Annotated in this window: 10 protein-coding genes; 2 read left to right on the top strand and 8 right to left on the bottom strand. The window is 60.9% G+C overall.

What is annotated here, in order from left to right; genetic code table 11:
* Positions 1–32: 32 nt before the first annotated feature.
* A complete protein-coding gene (gene msbA, locus P406_RS09600; protein WP_046236060.1) occupies positions 33–1,835 on the bottom strand; it encodes a lipid A export permease/ATP-binding protein MsbA in 1,803 nt (600 codons plus the stop codon).
* Positions 1,836–1,950: 115 nt separating this feature from the next.
* Between msbA and P406_RS09595 the strand changes: the two genes are divergently transcribed.
* Entirely contained in the window at positions 1,951–2,589 is a 639-nt protein-coding gene (locus P406_RS09595) for a BUD32 family EKC/KEOPS complex subunit (protein ID WP_046236059.1), read from the top strand.
* Between the two features lie 43 nt (positions 2,590–2,632).
* Here P406_RS09595 and P406_RS09590 read toward each other — a convergent pair whose 3' ends face one another.
* The 7 genes from P406_RS09590 to P406_RS09560 are packed head-to-tail and all read right to left on the bottom strand — an operon-like array spanning position 2,633 to position 10,763.
* Positions 2,633–3,808 (bottom strand): O-antigen ligase family protein, encoded by a 1,176-nt coding sequence (locus P406_RS09590; protein ID WP_046236058.1) that lies wholly within the window; start codon positions 3,806–3,808, stop codon positions 2,633–2,635.
* Positions 3,798–4,571, bottom strand: a complete 774-nt coding sequence (locus P406_RS09585) for a glycosyltransferase family 2 protein (RefSeq protein WP_082100754.1) — start codon at positions 4,569–4,571, stop codon at positions 3,798–3,800. The genes P406_RS09590 and P406_RS09585 overlap by 11 nt, the downstream gene beginning before the upstream one ends.
* Positions 4,572–4,602: 31 nt before the next feature.
* The gene (locus tag P406_RS09580) at positions 4,603–5,559 is read right to left on the bottom strand and encodes a glycosyltransferase family protein (protein WP_003414423.1); all 957 of its coding nucleotides are present in this window, start codon (positions 5,557–5,559) and stop codon (positions 4,603–4,605) included.
* 30 nt (positions 5,560–5,589) lie between these two features.
* Entirely contained in the window at positions 5,590–6,999 is a 1,410-nt protein-coding gene (locus P406_RS09575) for a PIG-L deacetylase family protein (protein ID WP_046236057.1), read from the bottom strand.
* A complete protein-coding gene (locus tag P406_RS09570; protein WP_046236056.1) occupies positions 6,996–7,892 on the bottom strand; it encodes an antimicrobial resistance protein Mig-14 in 897 nt (298 codons plus the stop codon). Before P406_RS09570 ends, P406_RS09575 begins: the two co-directional genes overlap by 4 nt.
* Entirely contained in the window at positions 7,892–9,022 is a 1,131-nt protein-coding gene (locus P406_RS09565) for a glycosyltransferase (RefSeq protein WP_004409426.1), read from the bottom strand. Before P406_RS09565 ends, P406_RS09570 begins: the two co-directional genes overlap by 1 nt.
* Complete coding sequence (locus P406_RS09560; protein ID WP_003431977.1) at positions 9,006–10,763, bottom strand: carbamoyltransferase family protein; 1,758 nt, start codon at positions 10,761–10,763, stop codon at positions 9,006–9,008. Before P406_RS09560 ends, P406_RS09565 begins: the two co-directional genes overlap by 17 nt.
* A 301-nt stretch (positions 10,764–11,064) precedes the next feature.
* On the opposite strand from P406_RS09560, the gene P406_RS09555 reads away from it, so the two are divergent.
* Positions 11,065–17,190 (top strand): membrane-targeted effector domain-containing toxin, encoded by a 6,126-nt coding sequence (locus P406_RS09555; protein WP_046236055.1) that lies wholly within the window; start codon positions 11,065–11,067, stop codon positions 17,188–17,190.
* Positions 17,191–17,308 lie beyond the last annotated feature (118 nt).

Below are 17,308 nucleotides of genomic sequence, written 5' to 3'. Positions count from 1 at the left end.
GGACCGCCTGGGTCCGCCCGGTGAAAGTCAGGTCAGACAGCGCCGACCGGAGCCGGCTCGTCCAGCCCCATGGCATGCAGGCGGGCGTAATAGCCGTTCTGCGCCAGCAGCTCCGAGTGCGTACCGCGTTCGACGATCTGCCCGGCGTCCATGACCAGAATCAGGTCGGCCTTCTCGATGGTCGAAAGACGGTGGGCGATGACCAGCGTGGTACGGCCCTTCATGACGTGGTCCAGCGCCGCCTGAATGTGCCGCTCGGACTCGGTGTCCAGCGCCGAGGTGGCTTCGTCAAGAATCAGCAACGGAGCGTTCTTGAGCAGCGCGCGGGCAATGGCCAGACGCTGGCGTTGACCGCCGGACAGCAGCACACCGTTTTCGCCCACCTGGGTATCGAAACCCTGCGGCAACTGGTCGATGAACTCCTTGGCGTACGCATCAGCGGCAGCCGCTTCGATGTCGGCACGCGGCGCGCCAGCCAGATCGCCGTAGGCAATATTGTTGGCAATCGTGTCATTGAACAGCGTGACGTTCTGATTGACCTGAGCGATGTGCCTGCGCAGGTTACGCAAGCGATAATCGTTGATCTCGACGCCATCGAGCAGGATGTTGCCCATGTCGTGCCCGTAGAAACGCGGGATCAGGTTGGCCAGGGTCGACTTGCCGCTGCCGGAGCGTCCTACCAGGGCAATCATCTGTCCCGGCGCGGCGGAGAAACTGATGTCGTTCAACACCTGACGCGCAGTCTGCGGGTAGAAGAAGCTGAGGTTCTTCACCTCGAGGTGGCCGGTCACGCGCTCACGCTCGATGGTGCCGGTGTCGACTTCCTCTTCCACATCCAGCTGTTCGAAGATGCTCTCGGCACCGGCGACGCCCTTCTGGATCGTGGAGCTGACTTCCGACAGCTGACGAATCGGCTTGGGCAGCAGGCCCGCAGCGGTGATGTAGGCAACCAGATCACCCGCAGTCGCTTCACCGCGCAGGAACAGCACCAGGAACATCAGCACCGCCATGGCGCTGTAGATCACCAGTTGCAGCATCGGCGTGTAGATGGCGCCGGTCTTGGTCATGCGCAGCTGCTTTTTGGTGTTGCTGTTGCTGGCCTGGGCAAAGCGCGCCTGCTCGTAGGACTCGCCACCGAAGCTGCGGACTACGCGATAGCCCTGAATGGTTTCCGAGGCAACATGCGTGACATCGCCCATCGCCACCTGGATCTTCTTGCTCTGCTTGCGAAATTTCTTGCTCGCGGTGCCGACCATCACGGCAATCAACGGCAGGATCGCGAGCATGACCAGCGTCAGCTTCCAGTTCATCATCAGCAGATAGATGAACAGGAACACCACGGTCAGGCCTTCGCGAATCACCACCTTGATGGCATCGGTGGCAGCGCCGGTCACCATCGTGACGTTGAAGGTGATACGTGAGATCAGATGACCGGAGTTGGTCGTATCGAAGTAACGATTGGGCAGCACCAGCAGCTTGTTGAACAGCTCTACGCGCAAATCATGCACCAGCCCGAGGGAAACCTTGGCCAGGAAATAGTTGCCCAGAAACGAACCCAGCCCCTGCCATGCGGCGATCAGCACGATCAGCAGCGGCACGGCCTGCAACAGCTGCAACTCGCGCAGATAAGGGACATTGGGGAACAGCACCGCTTCGGGATTGGTCAGGCCGTCGACGAAATATTTCAGGATGCCGGCGAGCATCGGCTGGGTCGAGGCGAAGATCACGAAACCAATGATGCTGAGCAGGAAAATGCCCACATACGGACGCACATAAGACAACAGGCGGAAATAGATTTTCACGCTGGAGGTTGTGGACGATTCGGAGGTTGTCATGAGAATCCGTCGTGTTAAAAAGAGGCCGAATTGTATCACAGCGGTTTTCGCGGCTGCCTGCTGCGGTAACATAGGCGGCTCGTCCATTACCAAGGGCGTAAAAACCGGAGTATCGATGCAAGCGCTTGACCACGCCCATTACCTTGAACAGGTTCAAGGTGCCGAAGTACTTGAAGCCGACGGCACGGGCGACAAGGTACTCCGCCTGCGTGACGGCTCCATGCTGAAACTGTTTCGGCGCAAACGTCTTGTCAGCTCAGCAGCCTGGTACCCCTACGCGCAGCGCTTCGCAGACAACTGTGAAACGCTGGCCAAACGCGGCATTCCCTGCCCGCGCATACGCTCGGTCAGCCGCATCGCCGAGATCGAGCGCGATGCCGTGCATTATGATCCGCTGGCCGGCTTCACCCTGCGCCAGCTGCTGGGCAGTGCGGTGGCCGACGACAAGCTGCGCAGGCAACTGGGAAGCTTCATTGCCGGGTTGCACGAAAAGGGCATCTACTTTCGCTCGGCCCATCTTGGCAACGTGATCCTCACGCCGGAAGGCAGCCTCGGCCTGATTGACATCGCCGACATGAAAACCTATCGCCGCGCTTTGCGCAAAAGCCTTCGCTTGCGCAACTTCAAACACATGCTGCGTTATCAGGAAGACCGCCAATGGCTGCTGGACAACGGCAACCCGGCCTTCCTCGATGGCTACATGAGCGCGCAGACCCTCTGCGACACCTCTGAACTGGCCCAGGCTGTTCAATAACCTGCCCCATGAAAAATGGCCGCTTTCGAAGCGGCCATTTTTTTTAATGCTCTTGCTGCTGCCTGAGTCGATGCGTCTGCACCACTCGCCCGAGCACCATGGTCGCCGGTAACAGCACCAGCACCCAGAGCTCGTCAGGATTGCCGACCAGCTGGCCGCCGTCGAAGTTAAGCATGACCAGCGCACACACCAGGTAAAGACCCCAGGCATCGCCGTTGCGCACCGCGTCCCACAGCGTCATCGCCATCACGACCAGAAACATCACCAGCGAAGCGGCACCGGTATACAGCCCCAGCGACACGAAAATATTGTGCGGGTGCTGGATCGGTATGCCGCCCGTCAGGGTCTGGGTCGTGTAGAAATCCACACCGCAGCCCAGCATCCAGCCACAGCGACGCCATTCACCGGTCATGATTTCAAACAGCTCGATGCGGTAGGAATCACCTCTGACCATCAGCAGGGCGACCCATTGTTCATCCTTGACGAACCAGAAGGCGGCTGCCGCCACGACGCCCAGTGCCAACAAGGCCACGATCGTGCGTAGCGGGAAACGGTAGAGCGAATAGGCGGTGCAGACGGCAAACAGAACGGCGCAACCCACCAGCGCAGTGCGTGTCTGTACGACAAAGGCGGTTATCACCAGCGTGACGAAGACGGCGCAGACGGCCTCGACCCAGCGACGCTCTTTTGCCCACAGCGGCATGGCCAACGCAAGGCTGCAGACCAGCCAGGCACTGGCGTAGATCACGTTCTCCATTCGCCCCGGCAGAATCGCCACACGCTGGCCGAACTCGAACTGCCCGGTCACCCAGCTGTGAATGCTACTGAGCAGGATGTACAGGCACAGCGCCCAGAACATACTGCGCACGAAGACTCCGCGCCTGAAGAAGCCGTTGTCGGTGATCCCCGCCACGACAAAGACAAACAGGCTGACATAGATGATGTGCTTGTAATACTGGAACTCCTGCGCCTGTAGCGCCGGGACCAGAAAGCAGGCCATGAACACCGCCCAGGCAATGCCCAGAGGCTTGGCAAACACGCCAGCGGCTCGGTACTTGATCAGAAAGAACAAGCCCGGCAGCGCCGTGAATGCATAAAACAGGTTATTGGTGATCTTGGCTGAGGGGTTGAGGATGAAGCTCAGCAGGAAGATGACGATGGCAGCCGTGAAGTACTGCTGTACTTTGCTGCCGGGCACTCTTATCGGGTCAACTGACATTATTAAGCAACCAACCTGCTACTAGGCCAGCGAGCACAGCGACGATCAGCTTGATGCGATCCCGACGTTTGCGACGCTGTTTATCAAGCCGCTCCTGCGGCACCTCCACGTGCTCACCAAACCCGGTGTGCAACACGGCATCATTTTCCAGAATCAGAGCGTAACGGTTTTGCGCGGCGAATAATTGTGAAAGTTTCTTCTCGCCACCGTGTTCGGCATAAGGCGCATGCTGCAGGTAATCAGCCAGGCGGCGCAGCCCCGGATTGAAGGAAAACCCCTGCCATTCCGGCTTGTGCGAGCCCAGTTTGTAAAACGCGATACCCTCGACCACTTCACGCTCGTTCAGGTAAACGTAAGGGCTGTGGATACGCAGATCATGATTGTAGCTGCGCAACCAGACTTGCAAGGCCTGAGGGTCGTGTTCCAGCAGCGTCATCGACTCTTCGATGAAGTGCGGACGGTAGAAATCCCAGTCGTCTTCGCAATGGAACACCCAGGACGTTTCGATCAGCGAATAGGCCGCATCGACAGAGCGCATCTGCCCCAGCTTGGGGTTGTTGATGATGAAGCGCGTATGCGGGTGCCAGTGCTCGGGAATGCAGGCCTGAACCCGGTCATCGCCGGAGTCTTCGGTAATCAGCACATGGCGTATGGGCGCAGTGTTGAAATGGTCGAACGTTTCCAGGGTGCGCTTCAACAGGTCAAATCGACCACAACTGGTGACGACCAGCGTAATGTCGCTGTTTTCGCTGAATACCATCATTCGTTCCCAATCATTGAATATTCATAATTCCCTACCATCCCAATCGTGACCGCAGGCGATCGATCCAGCTCGCCGCCGGCATGCTGCGCAGTGGCGCATGCATGGCGTCCACGATGGCTTTTCCAAGGGCATGGAATGTAAAGCGTTCCTCGACCAAAGTCTGCCCATTACGAGATATTTCACTGGCCAGTGTGACGTTATCGCGCAATTTCGCCAGCTTTTCGCGAAGTTCGGGAATGTCGCGATAGAGCACGATGTTGTGCATGTCGACGAAGCCCAGCGCGCGGTTTTCTTCAGCGCCCTGATCGAAGGCAAGCAGCACGCAGCCGCACGCCATGGCCTCGAAATTCTTGATCATGTACTCGCCCATGCCCACGTCGGCACTGACGAAAAAACGGATGCGGTTCAGGGTGTCGCAATACTCTTCGCCGGACTTGGTCCGCGTGACGAGCAGATTCTCGACCTGGCCCAACTCATCCAGTAACGCCTTGCGGCCGCTGTAGGCCACGCTGTTGGTGCTGCCCACGAAGGCCAGTTCGATGTCACGCTCGCGTGCCTGCAACTGCAGCAGGCTCTGGTCATAGCCCTTGGGCACGAACACCGCATCGAAGCCTTCCTGACGCAGACGCTCGCTGACCATGAACCCCGAACAGATCACCCGCGCCCAGGGCAGCTTGCGGTAGTGCGCGCTGAACTTGCCGGTGTATTTGCACGGAATGTAGTTCTGGTAGGCATCGTGTTCGAGGATGACCAGATTGGGAATCGTGCGGATGAAGCCGACCTGACGCACTTCCTGCTTGAAACGCAGGAAAAACACGATCCGGTCATAGCGGCTGACGTCCACCTCACGGCGGAAATAACCACGCAGGTTGCGTTGCTCCGCAGAGCTCAGCCAGCGCACTTCGCATTCACAATGTGCGGCGATGCCGTCGTAGAGACGGTCCAGAATCGCACGCTGCTCTTTCTGGACCAGCAGTAGAACTTTCATGGTTTTCCTTGCAGTACTGCGCCTGCTGAATCAGAGATCACGGCTGCACCAGAACAACTCGTGTCGTCGCACCGCCTTGCGGAAGAATTCGTTTTCGCCCTCGGCCGGCCAGTGGCGACCGGCCAGAACGCGCTGCAGCGCACGGCGCACACGGCGCTTGAACGGCATCGGCGGCAGCAGGTCATGCATCATCCCCAGCGCCATGGCCTTGTCGCGTTGCGCGGCGACCGACAATTGAAGGCTGTACGGCACCAGCGGCAGCGTGGCATCGAATACCGGCGGCAGGCTGATGCCGCTGTAGGCATCGCCCATCGGCCAGCGGTCGTTGTCGTGCAGGTGATTGGCATAACCGAGCACCACGTCCGGCTGCCATTCGAGCCCGAACAGGGCTTCACGCACCGCAGCCTGGGCGCAGATGTGATCGGGATGAGGGTCGATGGCAGGATGCGGCATCACCACAACCTGCGGCCGGGCCTTGAGAATCAGCGCGCGCAGGTCGGCGAGCAGGTTATTCCAGGTCGGCTGGCCGTTGTCGCCGGGCAATGGCAGGGTATTGAACTGACGGAACAGGCGGGTATCGGTCAGATCCGCCTCGCGCGAACCAATCGGCGTATCCGGCGCAGCCTGCATGGCGGGCAGTTGCAGGCAGAAATAGCCCAATTGCACACACTGCGACTCGGGCACCCCGCCCCAGCGCGCCACGGCGATACTGTCCCAGGCCCGCAAGCGGCCTTTCATGCGCGCAGCTTCGGCGCGCTCCATGCCCATCTGCCGATAATGCTCGGCCTCGATCTCACCGGCGGTCAGCGTGATGATCCACGCTTCCTCGGCCTGGCTGTACAGCCCGAAGGCGGCCAGCTCGGCATCGTCGGCGTGCGGTGCGATGACCATGACACGCTGTTTTCGCGCATCCGGCTGACGAAACAGCCAGAGCCGCGGCGTGCCGGCCAGACGGCAGCAACGCCCGCGCAGTTTCAGCACACCTGCGGCCAGCGGCTCGCCCAGCCCGGTCAGGTTCAGATAACGCACACCGCTGACGCCGCGCTCGAATGCCTGCTGGTCGTTGAGGCCCTGACCTTGCAGCTCGACCACAGGGTCGAGAAAACGCCCGAGCCAGGTGCTTTTGACCGTCAGCGCCAATATCAGCGTCTCGTCGCCGTTCAGTTGCACAGCGGGGTCGATCAGCAACGTGCCGCCATCCAGGCGCACGCCCGGCACTTCGCTGTCGGCAGCGAAGGTGTACTGATAGTCGTCAGACGGCGAATAGAACAGATGATCGGCGAACCAGGCCTCATGAGCGACCCAGGCACACACGGCCAGCAGCGGCGCCAGCCACCAGGCCACCAGCACGCCCACCGCGATCAACAGGAGCAGCCCACCCAGCAACGCCAGCCGCTTGTTACGGCGATGGCGTTTGAGCAATTGCTGCTTGCGACTCAAATCTGGAACACCGGAACGGGGTTGCACCATCGGTCCTTGTACTCGCGGTCGGCACGACCGAAGGAAAAACGCAGTGATTTGCCCAGCGCGCGGGCGTTCTCCCAGGCGGACTGGGTATTGACGAAGCTGAGCACGCTGCCCGGGCTGAAATCACGGGTTTCGGGATCGACACCGCCGTTGACGTACTCGATGCTGACCCACTGCGGCGCTTCGACGCGATACACCAGTTGAATGGCAATCGGCGCATCGTTGAGAAACACCACCGAACCGATCAGCAGCTCGCGCAACAGTTCGATGACTTCGGCCTTGTGCCGGGCACCGGTCGCTTCGAAGCCCCAGCGACGCTGAAACAGATCGCAGTACATACTCGCCAGTTCGGTGCTGCTGAACTCGCTGACAGGCCTTACCGTACCGCCGGCCTCTTCGAGCAAGCGAAGCTCACGACGCTGGTTGTAACGAAATTTCTTGGACAGTTCTTCAGGGGTACGCGCCATCGCCAGGGATTCGGTCTGTGGCTTGAAGGTACTGACGCGGCCTTCGTTGAGCGAGGACACATAGCGGGCCCGATGCCGGACCGGCACCTGGATATCATCGGCCACCGGCAGAATCAGCTCGGCATTACCCAGGTCGAACAACCCTTTCTTGCCGTGGCGCTTGAGCTCGTCCTTGGACAGCGCCAGCGAGCGCCCCCAGGTGGCAATCGCCGCCTTCACTTCGCCGCCCTGCTCCCAGGCCAGATAACGCACAGCGATGCCGGAAAAGGCCGACAGGCGCGCGACCACCAGCGGATGAGTGGCGACGCTGCCGCCAAACCGCTGCCAGGCCTGCTCGTAGGCAGCCGCATCGATCTGCACCCAGCCACGCTCGCGCCAGCCCTTGAATCGATTGAGCATCAGGCCCCCGCTGTCAGGCTGGAGACTTGTGGCAGACGCCAGAAGACATTGCGCACAGCGTGATCGGAAAAACGTTCGCGCAAGCGCAACAGCATGCGCTCGGCACAATCCTGACGTTGTTCGGCATCGAGGCCGGCCATGTGCACCAGGCCGTGTGCCAGGCTGTGCACATCACCCAGCGGGAACAGCAGGCCAACGTCTTCGACCACTTCCTTGGCGCCGCCGCATGAGGTTGCAACCAGCGGCACACCGGCGACCATCGCTTCCAGCAGGACCATGCCGAACGGTTCGTGGTCCGAGCTCAGGGCGAACACGTCGAAGGCCTTGAAGTAGCGGCGCGCGTCAGGCACTTGCCCAAGGAACAGCACCTGCGGGCCGATGCCCAGTTCCAGCGCCAGCGCCTTGAGGTCTTCTTCCAGACGCCCCTTGCCGAGAATCACCAGTTGGCTGTTCTCGGGAAGATCGGGCAGCGCTTCGGCAAAACCGCGCAACAGCGTGGCCTGATCCTTGTCGGGATGCAGACGACCGACATTGGCGACGATCCAGGCCGACGCCGACAGGCCCAGCTCTGCGCGGGCATCTTCAGCGGAAAACTGACTGCCCTGCAGTTGCTCGACATCGATCCGGTTGTACAGGGTCTGAATGCGCTCGGCCGGCCACTTGGGCAGGCTGCTGCGCATGTCGTCGCGAACCGCGTCGGAAACACCGAGCAGGCTCAGGCGCTTGCGAAACAGGTTGGCGAACAGCTTGCGACTGCGCCGGTGGTAATCGCCGAACGCATGATGCACACCGATCACCGGCAGCTTCGTTGCCAGCAGGGCGATGTACACCGGTTTGAAGCGGTGCGCGATGCAAAAGCTGAACGAACGCGTCGCGGCGATCTTGCGCAGGTCACGGATGGCGCCCAGCTTCAGGCCACGAATGGCACTGGAGCTGTACTCCATGAACAGCACTTCGTCCGAACCGCAGTCAGCGACGACATCCGGATCGGCGGCACCGGTCAGAAACACCGTCGTGACCCGATAGCCCTTGCCGGCGAACAGGCTGGCGTATTGCCGCGCGCAGTCCAGAAACGGCCCGTCATAGCCGTGGCAGAACTGCAGTACGTGACGTTCAACCGAGCGTGTCATAAGCCTCGACGCCCTCTTTGACCACCAGGATGTCTTCCATGATCAGGTACTCGAGGTCCGAGCCGAAGAACATGTTCAGCGCGTCGGTCGGCGAGCAGATCATCGGTTCGCCACGGCGGTTCAGCGAGGTGTTCAGGGACACGCCATTGCCGGTTAGGTTTTCCAGCGCTTTCATCATGTCGTAGTAACGCGGGTTGTATTCGCGCTTGAGCACCTGGGCACGGGAGGTGCCGTCTTCATGGACGACTTCCGGAACGCGGGTTTTCCACTCTTCGGCCACTTCGAAGGTGAAGGTCATGAACGGCGCCGGGTGATCGATCTTGATCATCTGCGGGGCGACGGTGTCGAGCATCGACGGGCAGAAAGGCCTCCAGCGCTCGCGAAACTTGATCTGATGGTTGATGCGGTCGGCAACACCGGTGACGCTCGGGCAACCGATGATGGAACGACCGCCCAGCGCGCGCGGACCGAATTCCATGCGCCCCTGGAACCAGGCAACCGGGTTGCCCTTGACCATGATCTCGGCAATCCGCTCCGGCGTGTTGTCGATCTGGCGCCAGACCGGCTTGCTCGGGTGACGGGCACAGGCCGCGATCACGTCTTCGTTGCTGTACGCAGGGCCGAGGTAGACGTGTTCCATCTTCTCGACCGGCACACCGCGGGCGTGCGAAACATAGGCCGCAGCGCCCACCGCCGTACCGGCATCGCCGGACGCAGGCTGCACGAACAGCTCCTTGACTTCAGGACGGGCGATGATGCGCTGGTTCAGTTTGACGTTCAGCGCACAGCCACCGGCGAAAGCGATCTTGCCGGTTTCCTTGAGGATGTCACCCAGGTAGTGATCCATCATCTGCAGCGCGAGCTTTTCGAACAGCGCCTGCATACTCGCGGCGTAGTGAATGTAGGGTTCATCGGCCACGTCGCCAACGCGTTTCGGGCCGAGCCATTCGATCAGCTTCGGCGAGAAATAGAAGCCCTTGCCGTTCTCTTTATAGCGACGCAGGCCGATGACGTTGGCCAGCTCGGTATTGATGACCAGCTCGCCATTCTCGAAGGTCGCCAGACGCGAAAAGTCGTATTTGCTGGCATCGCCGTACGGCGCCATGCCCATGACCTTGAATTCGCCGTCGAGCATCTCGAAACCGAGGAACTCGGTAATCGCGCCGTACAGGCCGCCCAGCGAGTCCGGATCGAAGAATTCCTTGATCTTGTGGATCTTGCCGTTTTCGCCATAGCCGAAGAAGGTCGTGGCGTACTCACCTTTGCCGTCGATGCCCATGATCGCGGTTTTCTCGGTGAAACCGGAGCAGTGATAGGCGCTGGAAGCGTGGGCCAGGTGGTGCTCGACCGGCTCGATCTTGATCTTCTTCGGATCGAAGCCCAGTTGCTCGAGGCACCAGACAATCTTGTTGCGGTAGCGCTTGTAACGGCGATTGCCCATCAGCAGCGCATCGAGGGCGCGATCCGGCGCGTACCAGTAACGCTTGGCGTAATGCCAGCGGGCCTTGCCGAACAGGCTGATCGGGGCGAACGGAATCGCGACCACGTCAACGTCCGAAGGCTTGATGCCTGCCTGTTCCAGACAGAACTTCGCCGACTCGTAGGGCATGCGGTTCTTTGCGTGCTTGTCACGAACGAAGCGCTCTTCTTCGGCCGCTGCTATCAGCTTGCCGTCGATATAAAGCGCTGCGGAAGGATCATGGCTAAGGGCGCCGGACAGGCCAAGGATCGTCAATGCCACTAGTGTCTAGCCTCTTTAGTCTGCATGCAGGCGCAGGGCGCCCGAGAAAAGGTGTGCCCCCGCACAGCGGGCTGAGGGCAGCTAAAGGGCGGGATTATAACGTAATGACCAAGGATTGGCTCGACGCGCTGAAATGTCACTCAAGGCGGCCCGCCAGACGGTGTACGAAACGTCTCTTTCGCCACGCTGCATATTTATCTAAGGCGTCGCTGCCCGTCGCATCTGATTAATTGAGGCCTTTAGTCGCTGCCCCCGAGGCCGTCGATCAAACCTCAGCGCCTGGCGCAATGGAAAGCCTGTCATGACACAAACATCACCCTCTCTGAATTTCAACCTTTCAACGCCGAGCCCGGTACCGATGACGCCCAGCGATACCTGGCCTGGCGCGTCCGCAGCGCTGAAAAGGCTCGACGAACTGCGCACCCTTCTGGCCAGGGAACTGGACGCGCTGCCACGGGCTGGCGAGGCCTTGTTGAGCGCCCTCGACGGCGCTGACGTGTCCGAGCGCGAACTGGAAATTTTCAGTCTGTTGCAGCAGATCGACGACTACTGGACGGACCCGGGCGAAACCGCTGAAAGCCGCCGCGACCGCCTCGTACCGGCCTTGCAACGGGCCATGCTTGACGAAGCCCGCGTCAGGATTCACGAGCGCGACCTCGACAGTGGCTACCTGGCCTGCCTGCCCGACTCGCCCGAGCAGACCCAAGGCCCGGCGCTCACCTACTCGACGGTGCGGGTGCAGCTGCATGATGACGAACAGATTGAAATGGCCGGCGTGCTGGTGATTTCCCAGGATCAGGGGCGCACGTTATTGATGCTGCCAGGGCTCGGCATCACCGGTTTTGCCACGCCGGCCATAATGGTCGCAACCCTTGCGCAGTGGCTCAACACGCCAACGTTGCGCGATGCACTGCTCAGCAATGCGCAACGACAGCATCAGGACCGGCTGGCCAAGATAGTTCAGGACGCCGACCTGTACCTGGAGCCCTTCACGGCTGCCGATGTGCAACTGCAGCCCGTTACCACGGCACCGTTCATTCACGCGTTCGACCGGTTGCTGAACAAGCAGCGCAACGACATCCGTTACGCCTGTGAACAACCCGGCATAGCGGATCGGTTCAAGCGTCAGTCGCTGATCCAGCAGGCCATCGACATGCCTGGCCTGTTAGGCCCCGCCGCCATGCTCGAGCTGCGGGAACTGACCAACAGACAACGTCAGTACCAGCGCAACTTGCCCGAGTGGATGAAGATCGCCAGCGCGGCGGATCTGCAGACCTATGCCCGGCACCTGCAACGCTACGACGCGGCGCATACTGCGATGCTGAGTGTTCTGGGCAGCGCGGCATCGCCGGAGCGGTTTGCCGAAATGCAGTTGCGCACGCGCCTGGCCAATGACCTGAGCCATGATCTGGACCCGCGGGCCTTGATCATCGACACCCGTCGCACGCTGCCAGCGACGAGCGAGACCTACCGCGTGACGCTGCCGCTGACCGAACTGGCGCTCTATGGTCTGCATCCGGGCGACGAGGCAGCAGGCTCGGACTTCCTCGACCAGACGCTCATCACCCTTGATGGCCAACCGCTGGACGCCGCCTACTCGGCCTTGAACCCGGCCTACCTTGCCGGAGTGATTGACCAACTCGACCTGCGCGCGGTGTTTGGCAAGTTTCAACGCGAGGCCTATCAGCAGCCACACAACCAGCAGATGCTGCGCGCACTGGCGCGGACCCGACTGACCACGCTTGGCTGGGCGGCGAAGATGCAGGGGCATATCCAGCCCGATGATTTTGCCATTGTCGCAGCGCTGACCGGCACGGCGGCGAGTGCGCCTGATCCCACGGTGCGCGTGCAGCAGATCAAACTGAACGACCGCAACGTAATGGCCAGAGTGCTGGTGTTTCGCAAGCAGGACGCTCAAGGCCGGACGCAGCGGCTGATCATGTTCGCCAGCGAGGCGCCTGGGCAGCACTATTTCAAGGCCTTCGACACCGACACCCAACTGCTGCACGAGGTGGTTAGCTGGACAGCATCGCCGGCAATGACGGCCTGGCTGCTCGATCAGGTAGAGGTCGATGCCCGCCCGGAACTAGAAGCGCAACTCACGGCCCTTCGCGAGAAACCCCAGCCTGCAAAGAACTTTCTGCAATTCATCGATCACCCCGATTGCGAGACGGCGTTGCGCAGTTTTACCGACGAGCAGACCCGCGTGTTGCTCTCCGAGCAGGCCCGCCATACCCCGGACTGGTACCTGCGCGCCAGCCGTGCCCAGCGTCGGGAATTACTGGCCCTTGAACACGCCATCGGTGGCGCGCTCGGCAACTATCAGGCCCAGCCGCACACCAGGGTTCAGTCGTTCCAAGACTACGTACACCAGCGTGCCAGCCAGCAGATCGGCAAACTGCTGGGCGTCCCTGCCGGCACGGTAGACCCTGACCTGATCGTGATCACCAGCGAGCGCGAAACGCTGACCTACACCACCATGCTGCTCCAAGGCTACAACGACAGCATCGACCCCTTGCGCACGTCAGCAGCCACCGACGCCACGTTCAGCGGCCCGCCAGGTATCGACCTGAGCGCGCTGTCACCTGCAGCTGTCGCAGGCTCGGTACGCGGCCAGTGGCTGGCGGACGAGTACATTGCGCTGATCAGAAACACCCTGCTGAACAGCAAAAACGATGGCTATGCCTACCGTCGCCAGTGCAGCGTGATGATCACCCAATTGCAGATGAAGGCCGCTGCACTGCGCAGCCTGCTGAAAGGTCATGTCGAGCCCGCGCAGTATGTCTGGCTCAAGCAATCACTGGATAACGCGCACCTGAGCGACTCGGCCTCACGCGAGCGTTTCCCCCTTTACCCCCTGCAAATACATGTGGATAAACCGCTGATCGCCTCGGGACTGACCGATGTCAATCAACTGGTTATCCCCAGCCCGCTGCTGACCCACATCGAAACCGTTCAGGGTTGCCTGATCATTTTGCCGACGCAGATCCGGCACGCCGCGCTGCTCTATACGCCGCAGGCACCTGACGGCCTCGAATTCCGTCTGTTCAGCGACTTCGTGAGCTCGCTGAACAGCGAAGGGATGATCGATTACTACAAGGATCGCTGCCGCATCAAGGCGCGCCGGACCCTGTCGTTCTTCCTGCGGGACATGCAGAAAGGCAACGCCAACAAGCCTCCGGTCATCCCCAGGGCATTCATTTCAGACGTTGCCGATACCTGCTTCAACCGGCCACTGGAGCGCAGGTTGCGTGATGTGGAAGAAACCACCACCGGCCGCCACGACATGCTGGCCAAGCTGATCTGGGTCAGTGTCGAAATCATTGCCACGGCCCTGACCCTGCCCTTCCCGCCGGCAAGCTTTGCGGTGGGCAGTCTGCTTTCATTGCATGACAGCGGGCAGGCACTTGCCGCGCTGAGTGCAGGCGACCGGGAGCGCGCCACGAACTACATGCTGTCGGCACTGTTCAACGGCCTCGGTGCAGGCAGCGATTTGCTGCTGGGCCTGAAAGGACTGGGCGTTTTGCACCAGCTTGAGAACGGCCAGCATTCGACCCCGGTGTTGCGCTCGTTCCAGCGCCAGCCTTCCCTGCCGCGTTACGAGGATCTGTACCCGGTAGAGCTGCAAGAGCAGGTATTTCTGCTCGGCAAGCCCAACGTCCACGGGCATGCGGCGGTGTTCCATGCGCCCCATGTCGCTTCGGCACCACCGCTGGCAACCGGTCAGTTCGCGGCGCGCGAGGTCGGTGGCGCCTGGCAGCCGCTTCCTCCACTGCACCCGGCAGCGCAGCGCGCGCCGTCAGCTTTACGCGTTGACCTGGCGGTCGACATTTCGCTGGATAACGTGCCGCGTATCGCCGATGGTCACGCGAAAGGCGTGCATGCGATCAATGGAAAACACTATATCCAGCTGTCAGACCGGGCCTTCGAGGTTCAGTACGACGCACACTGGCGCTGCTGGCAGATCATCGACCCGGCCAATCCGTTCGCCTTCTTCGGCAAACAGCCGGTTCGCCTGAATGATCAGGGCCAGTGGCTGCTCGTCGAACGGCAGCGCCTGCGCGGCGGCGGGCTGGACACGCCGGGCACTTATCGACCGCTACCTGAGGAAGCCAGCGCAAGCTCAAGCTCGCTGAACACCTTGAGCGACTATGAGATGCCGAGCGGCATGCGCGCGCACCTGGACATCGTCATCAACAAGGAAGTCTTCGACCCGACCGGCGCAGGCCTTGAAGTCTATTTCGAAACGTATTTCACCGAGGTGCGCCAGACCTTCACGGCGCGTAGGGAAAATCTCTATCAGGACGCCCAGGCCTTTTTTGCCCGCTTCACGCCTCCACCCAGGCCGACCCTGCCCGCCTACAGCCTGCCCGGCAGCGTCGACACACTGATCGAGCACATCTTCAGCCACACTAACGGGCTGGTGTTCAGCGAGGCCCCGAAGTCGGTGGCCAGCAAGCGTCTGCTGCTGCTCAACATGCCCGTGCTCGCAGAGCAGCGTGTCGAGGTGCTTTACATCGAGCACCTGCTGATCGACAAACACCTGCGCAAGCTGGCCCGGTATCGCCAACTGGGCAAAAAGAGTCGCTCCGGCTCTCATGAACTCAAGTATTACCTGCAAGAGACCAATCGCGGCGCCCTGAACAACGCCAGCAGCGAATTCGATTACTACCACCTGATCAAAACAGCCCACCGTTACGGGATCGAGGTGCGCCCGTTCAGTTCATCGATCAGCTATCCGTTTCTCGGCCATCCGGTGCTGGCGGCTGCCGATGACCCGACAGCGGCCATGAAAATGAGCAATTTCTTCGGTCACAAGCTCATCAGCCACGATATCGAGCCGGCCTCTGCCAAGCGCTGGGTAGCGCTGCTCGACCAGAAGCTGGCCACGACCCACGATCAGCTGCCCGGCATCGCTGAAATGCAGGGGGCCGTCAGTGTGCATATCCAGGACATCCCCGCCGGCCGGCCAACCCGCATCAGGCAAGGCGCGGGTGGGGCGCATGAACACACGCCGATTCACTGCGACTTCAGCGTAGCGTTTGCCGATCCGGCACTGCCCGCCAAGCCACTGCCCCCTGCCACTGCGCTGGATAACCTGTTGATCCGCGAGCTGGGCGACCCGGCCGCGATTGCCGAGGGTGAGCGCTGGGCCGGCGAGTATGGGTTTGTCCTGGACGACAACGATACCTGGCTGCGCGTGGAGCCCGATGACTGGAACGTTGACCGGCCGATGACGGCCATCCAGCAATCGCTGACCGATGCCACCTACGAAATGCCGCTGGAGACCCGAACAACGCTGCATAGCCTGGCGAACTTCGAAAAGAAGGGCCTCGATATGGAGTATTTTTTTGAAGACATCGAACTCGACACTGTGCGCAATACATTCGACCTGCTGCGCAGGAATCTGCAACAGGACGCCGCCCGGATCAGTGCCGCTCAACTGCCGCCTCGCCCGACATTGCCAGCCGTCGAACCGCAGACAAGCACTGCCGGGCTGCTTGAAACCCTGTATCGCCATACCGGAGGCCTGGTTATTGGCGAGTCGCACGCTTCGCTCGCCAGCAAAAAGCTGATCATCGACAACCTGCCGTTGCTGTCACAGCAGAACGTCAAAACGCTGTACATGGAGCACCTGCTGAGCGATCTGCATCAGGCGGACCTGGATCGTTTCCTCGAAACCGGGCAGATGAGCAAAACCCTGCTGCATGACCTGAAAACCCTGGACCGCGGGCATCACACCGACCCGGACGGGGTCTACACCTTCGAGCGGCTGATCATCAAGGCGCGGCAGCAGGGCCTGGAGATTCGTGCCATCGATTGCGCAGGCAGTTACCACCTCAAAGGCATCGCCGAGGATGAGTCCCTGATCCGCCAGCAAATGATGAATTACTTTGCCTCACGCACGATCCGCAGGCATCAGGAGGTGATGGGCTCGCACAAGTGGATCGCGCTGGTCGGCAACAGCCATTCCAACACCTACCAGGGCGTCGTGCCGGGCATGGCCGAACTGCAAGGCGGGATCGGCCTGCGGGTCGTCGATGTGGCACCGGGGCATTCGAGGGGAGTAACGCTGGATCCGGGGGAGCTCGTCTCGGGCGGCATAGCGGATGACAAGGTGTACATCAAAGCTGATTATCGGGTGGAGATGGAGGTGTTGCGGTCACAGCCGGTCAGGCTGCCGAGCATCGAAAACCGCCTTTCCAGGCCGGGAATGTTTCTGGTGCAGGAGGGTGAAGGCAACCTGCCAACCATCATTCATCGCGCACGCGACACCTGGGTTCACCACACACCGGTGCTGCGCAATGAAGAGGGCAAGCTGTACATCGAGCGTCTGCGCTGGCCGCGCATCCACCTCAAACCCTTCGACGACATCGATGCACTGGTGGCAGCACTCGAAGCGATGAACCTCAAACGCATCACTTGAGCATTGGCGCGAGAGTCAGCCACTACCGATGATCGTTCCCATGCTCCGCGTGGGAATGCCTTTCGTGACGCTCTGCGTCACCCAGAGGACGCGGAGCGTCCGGAACGGCATGCCAACG

The sequence above is a fragment of the Pseudomonas syringae pv. coryli str. NCPPB 4273 genome, assembly GCF_000972175.1.
GTDB lineage: Bacteria > Pseudomonadota > Gammaproteobacteria > Pseudomonadales > Pseudomonadaceae > Aquipseudomonas > Aquipseudomonas syringae.
Note: the sequence above shows the minus strand (reverse complement) of the source record. Positions and strands in the feature narration are given on the sequence as shown.

Excerpts from the sequence above, each read along its gene's own strand:
- msbA (WP_046236060.1), bottom strand. The coding sequence starts at position 1,835 with ATGACAACCTCCGAATCGTCCACAACCTCCAGCGTGAAAATCTATTTC.
- P406_RS09595 (WP_046236059.1), top strand. The coding sequence starts at position 1,951 with ATGCAAGCGCTTGACCACGCCCATTACCTTGAACAGGTTCAAGGTGCC.
- P406_RS09590 (WP_046236058.1), bottom strand. The coding sequence starts at position 3,808 with ATGTCAGTTGACCCGATAAGAGTGCCCGGCAGCAAAGTACAGCAGTAC.
- P406_RS09585 (WP_082100754.1), bottom strand. The coding sequence starts at position 4,571 with ATGATGGTATTCAGCGAAAACAGCGACATTACGCTGGTCGTCACCAGT.
- P406_RS09580 (WP_003414423.1), bottom strand. The coding sequence starts at position 5,559 with ATGAAAGTTCTACTGCTGGTCCAGAAAGAGCAGCGTGCGATTCTGGAC.
- P406_RS09570 (WP_046236056.1), bottom strand. The coding sequence starts at position 7,892 with ATGCTCAATCGATTCAAGGGCTGGCGCGAGCGTGGCTGGGTGCAGATC.
- P406_RS09565 (WP_004409426.1), bottom strand. The coding sequence starts at position 9,022 with ATGACACGCTCGGTTGAACGTCACGTACTGCAGTTCTGCCACGGCTAT.
- P406_RS09555 (WP_046236055.1), top strand. The coding sequence starts at position 11,065 with ATGACACAAACATCACCCTCTCTGAATTTCAACCTTTCAACGCCGAGC.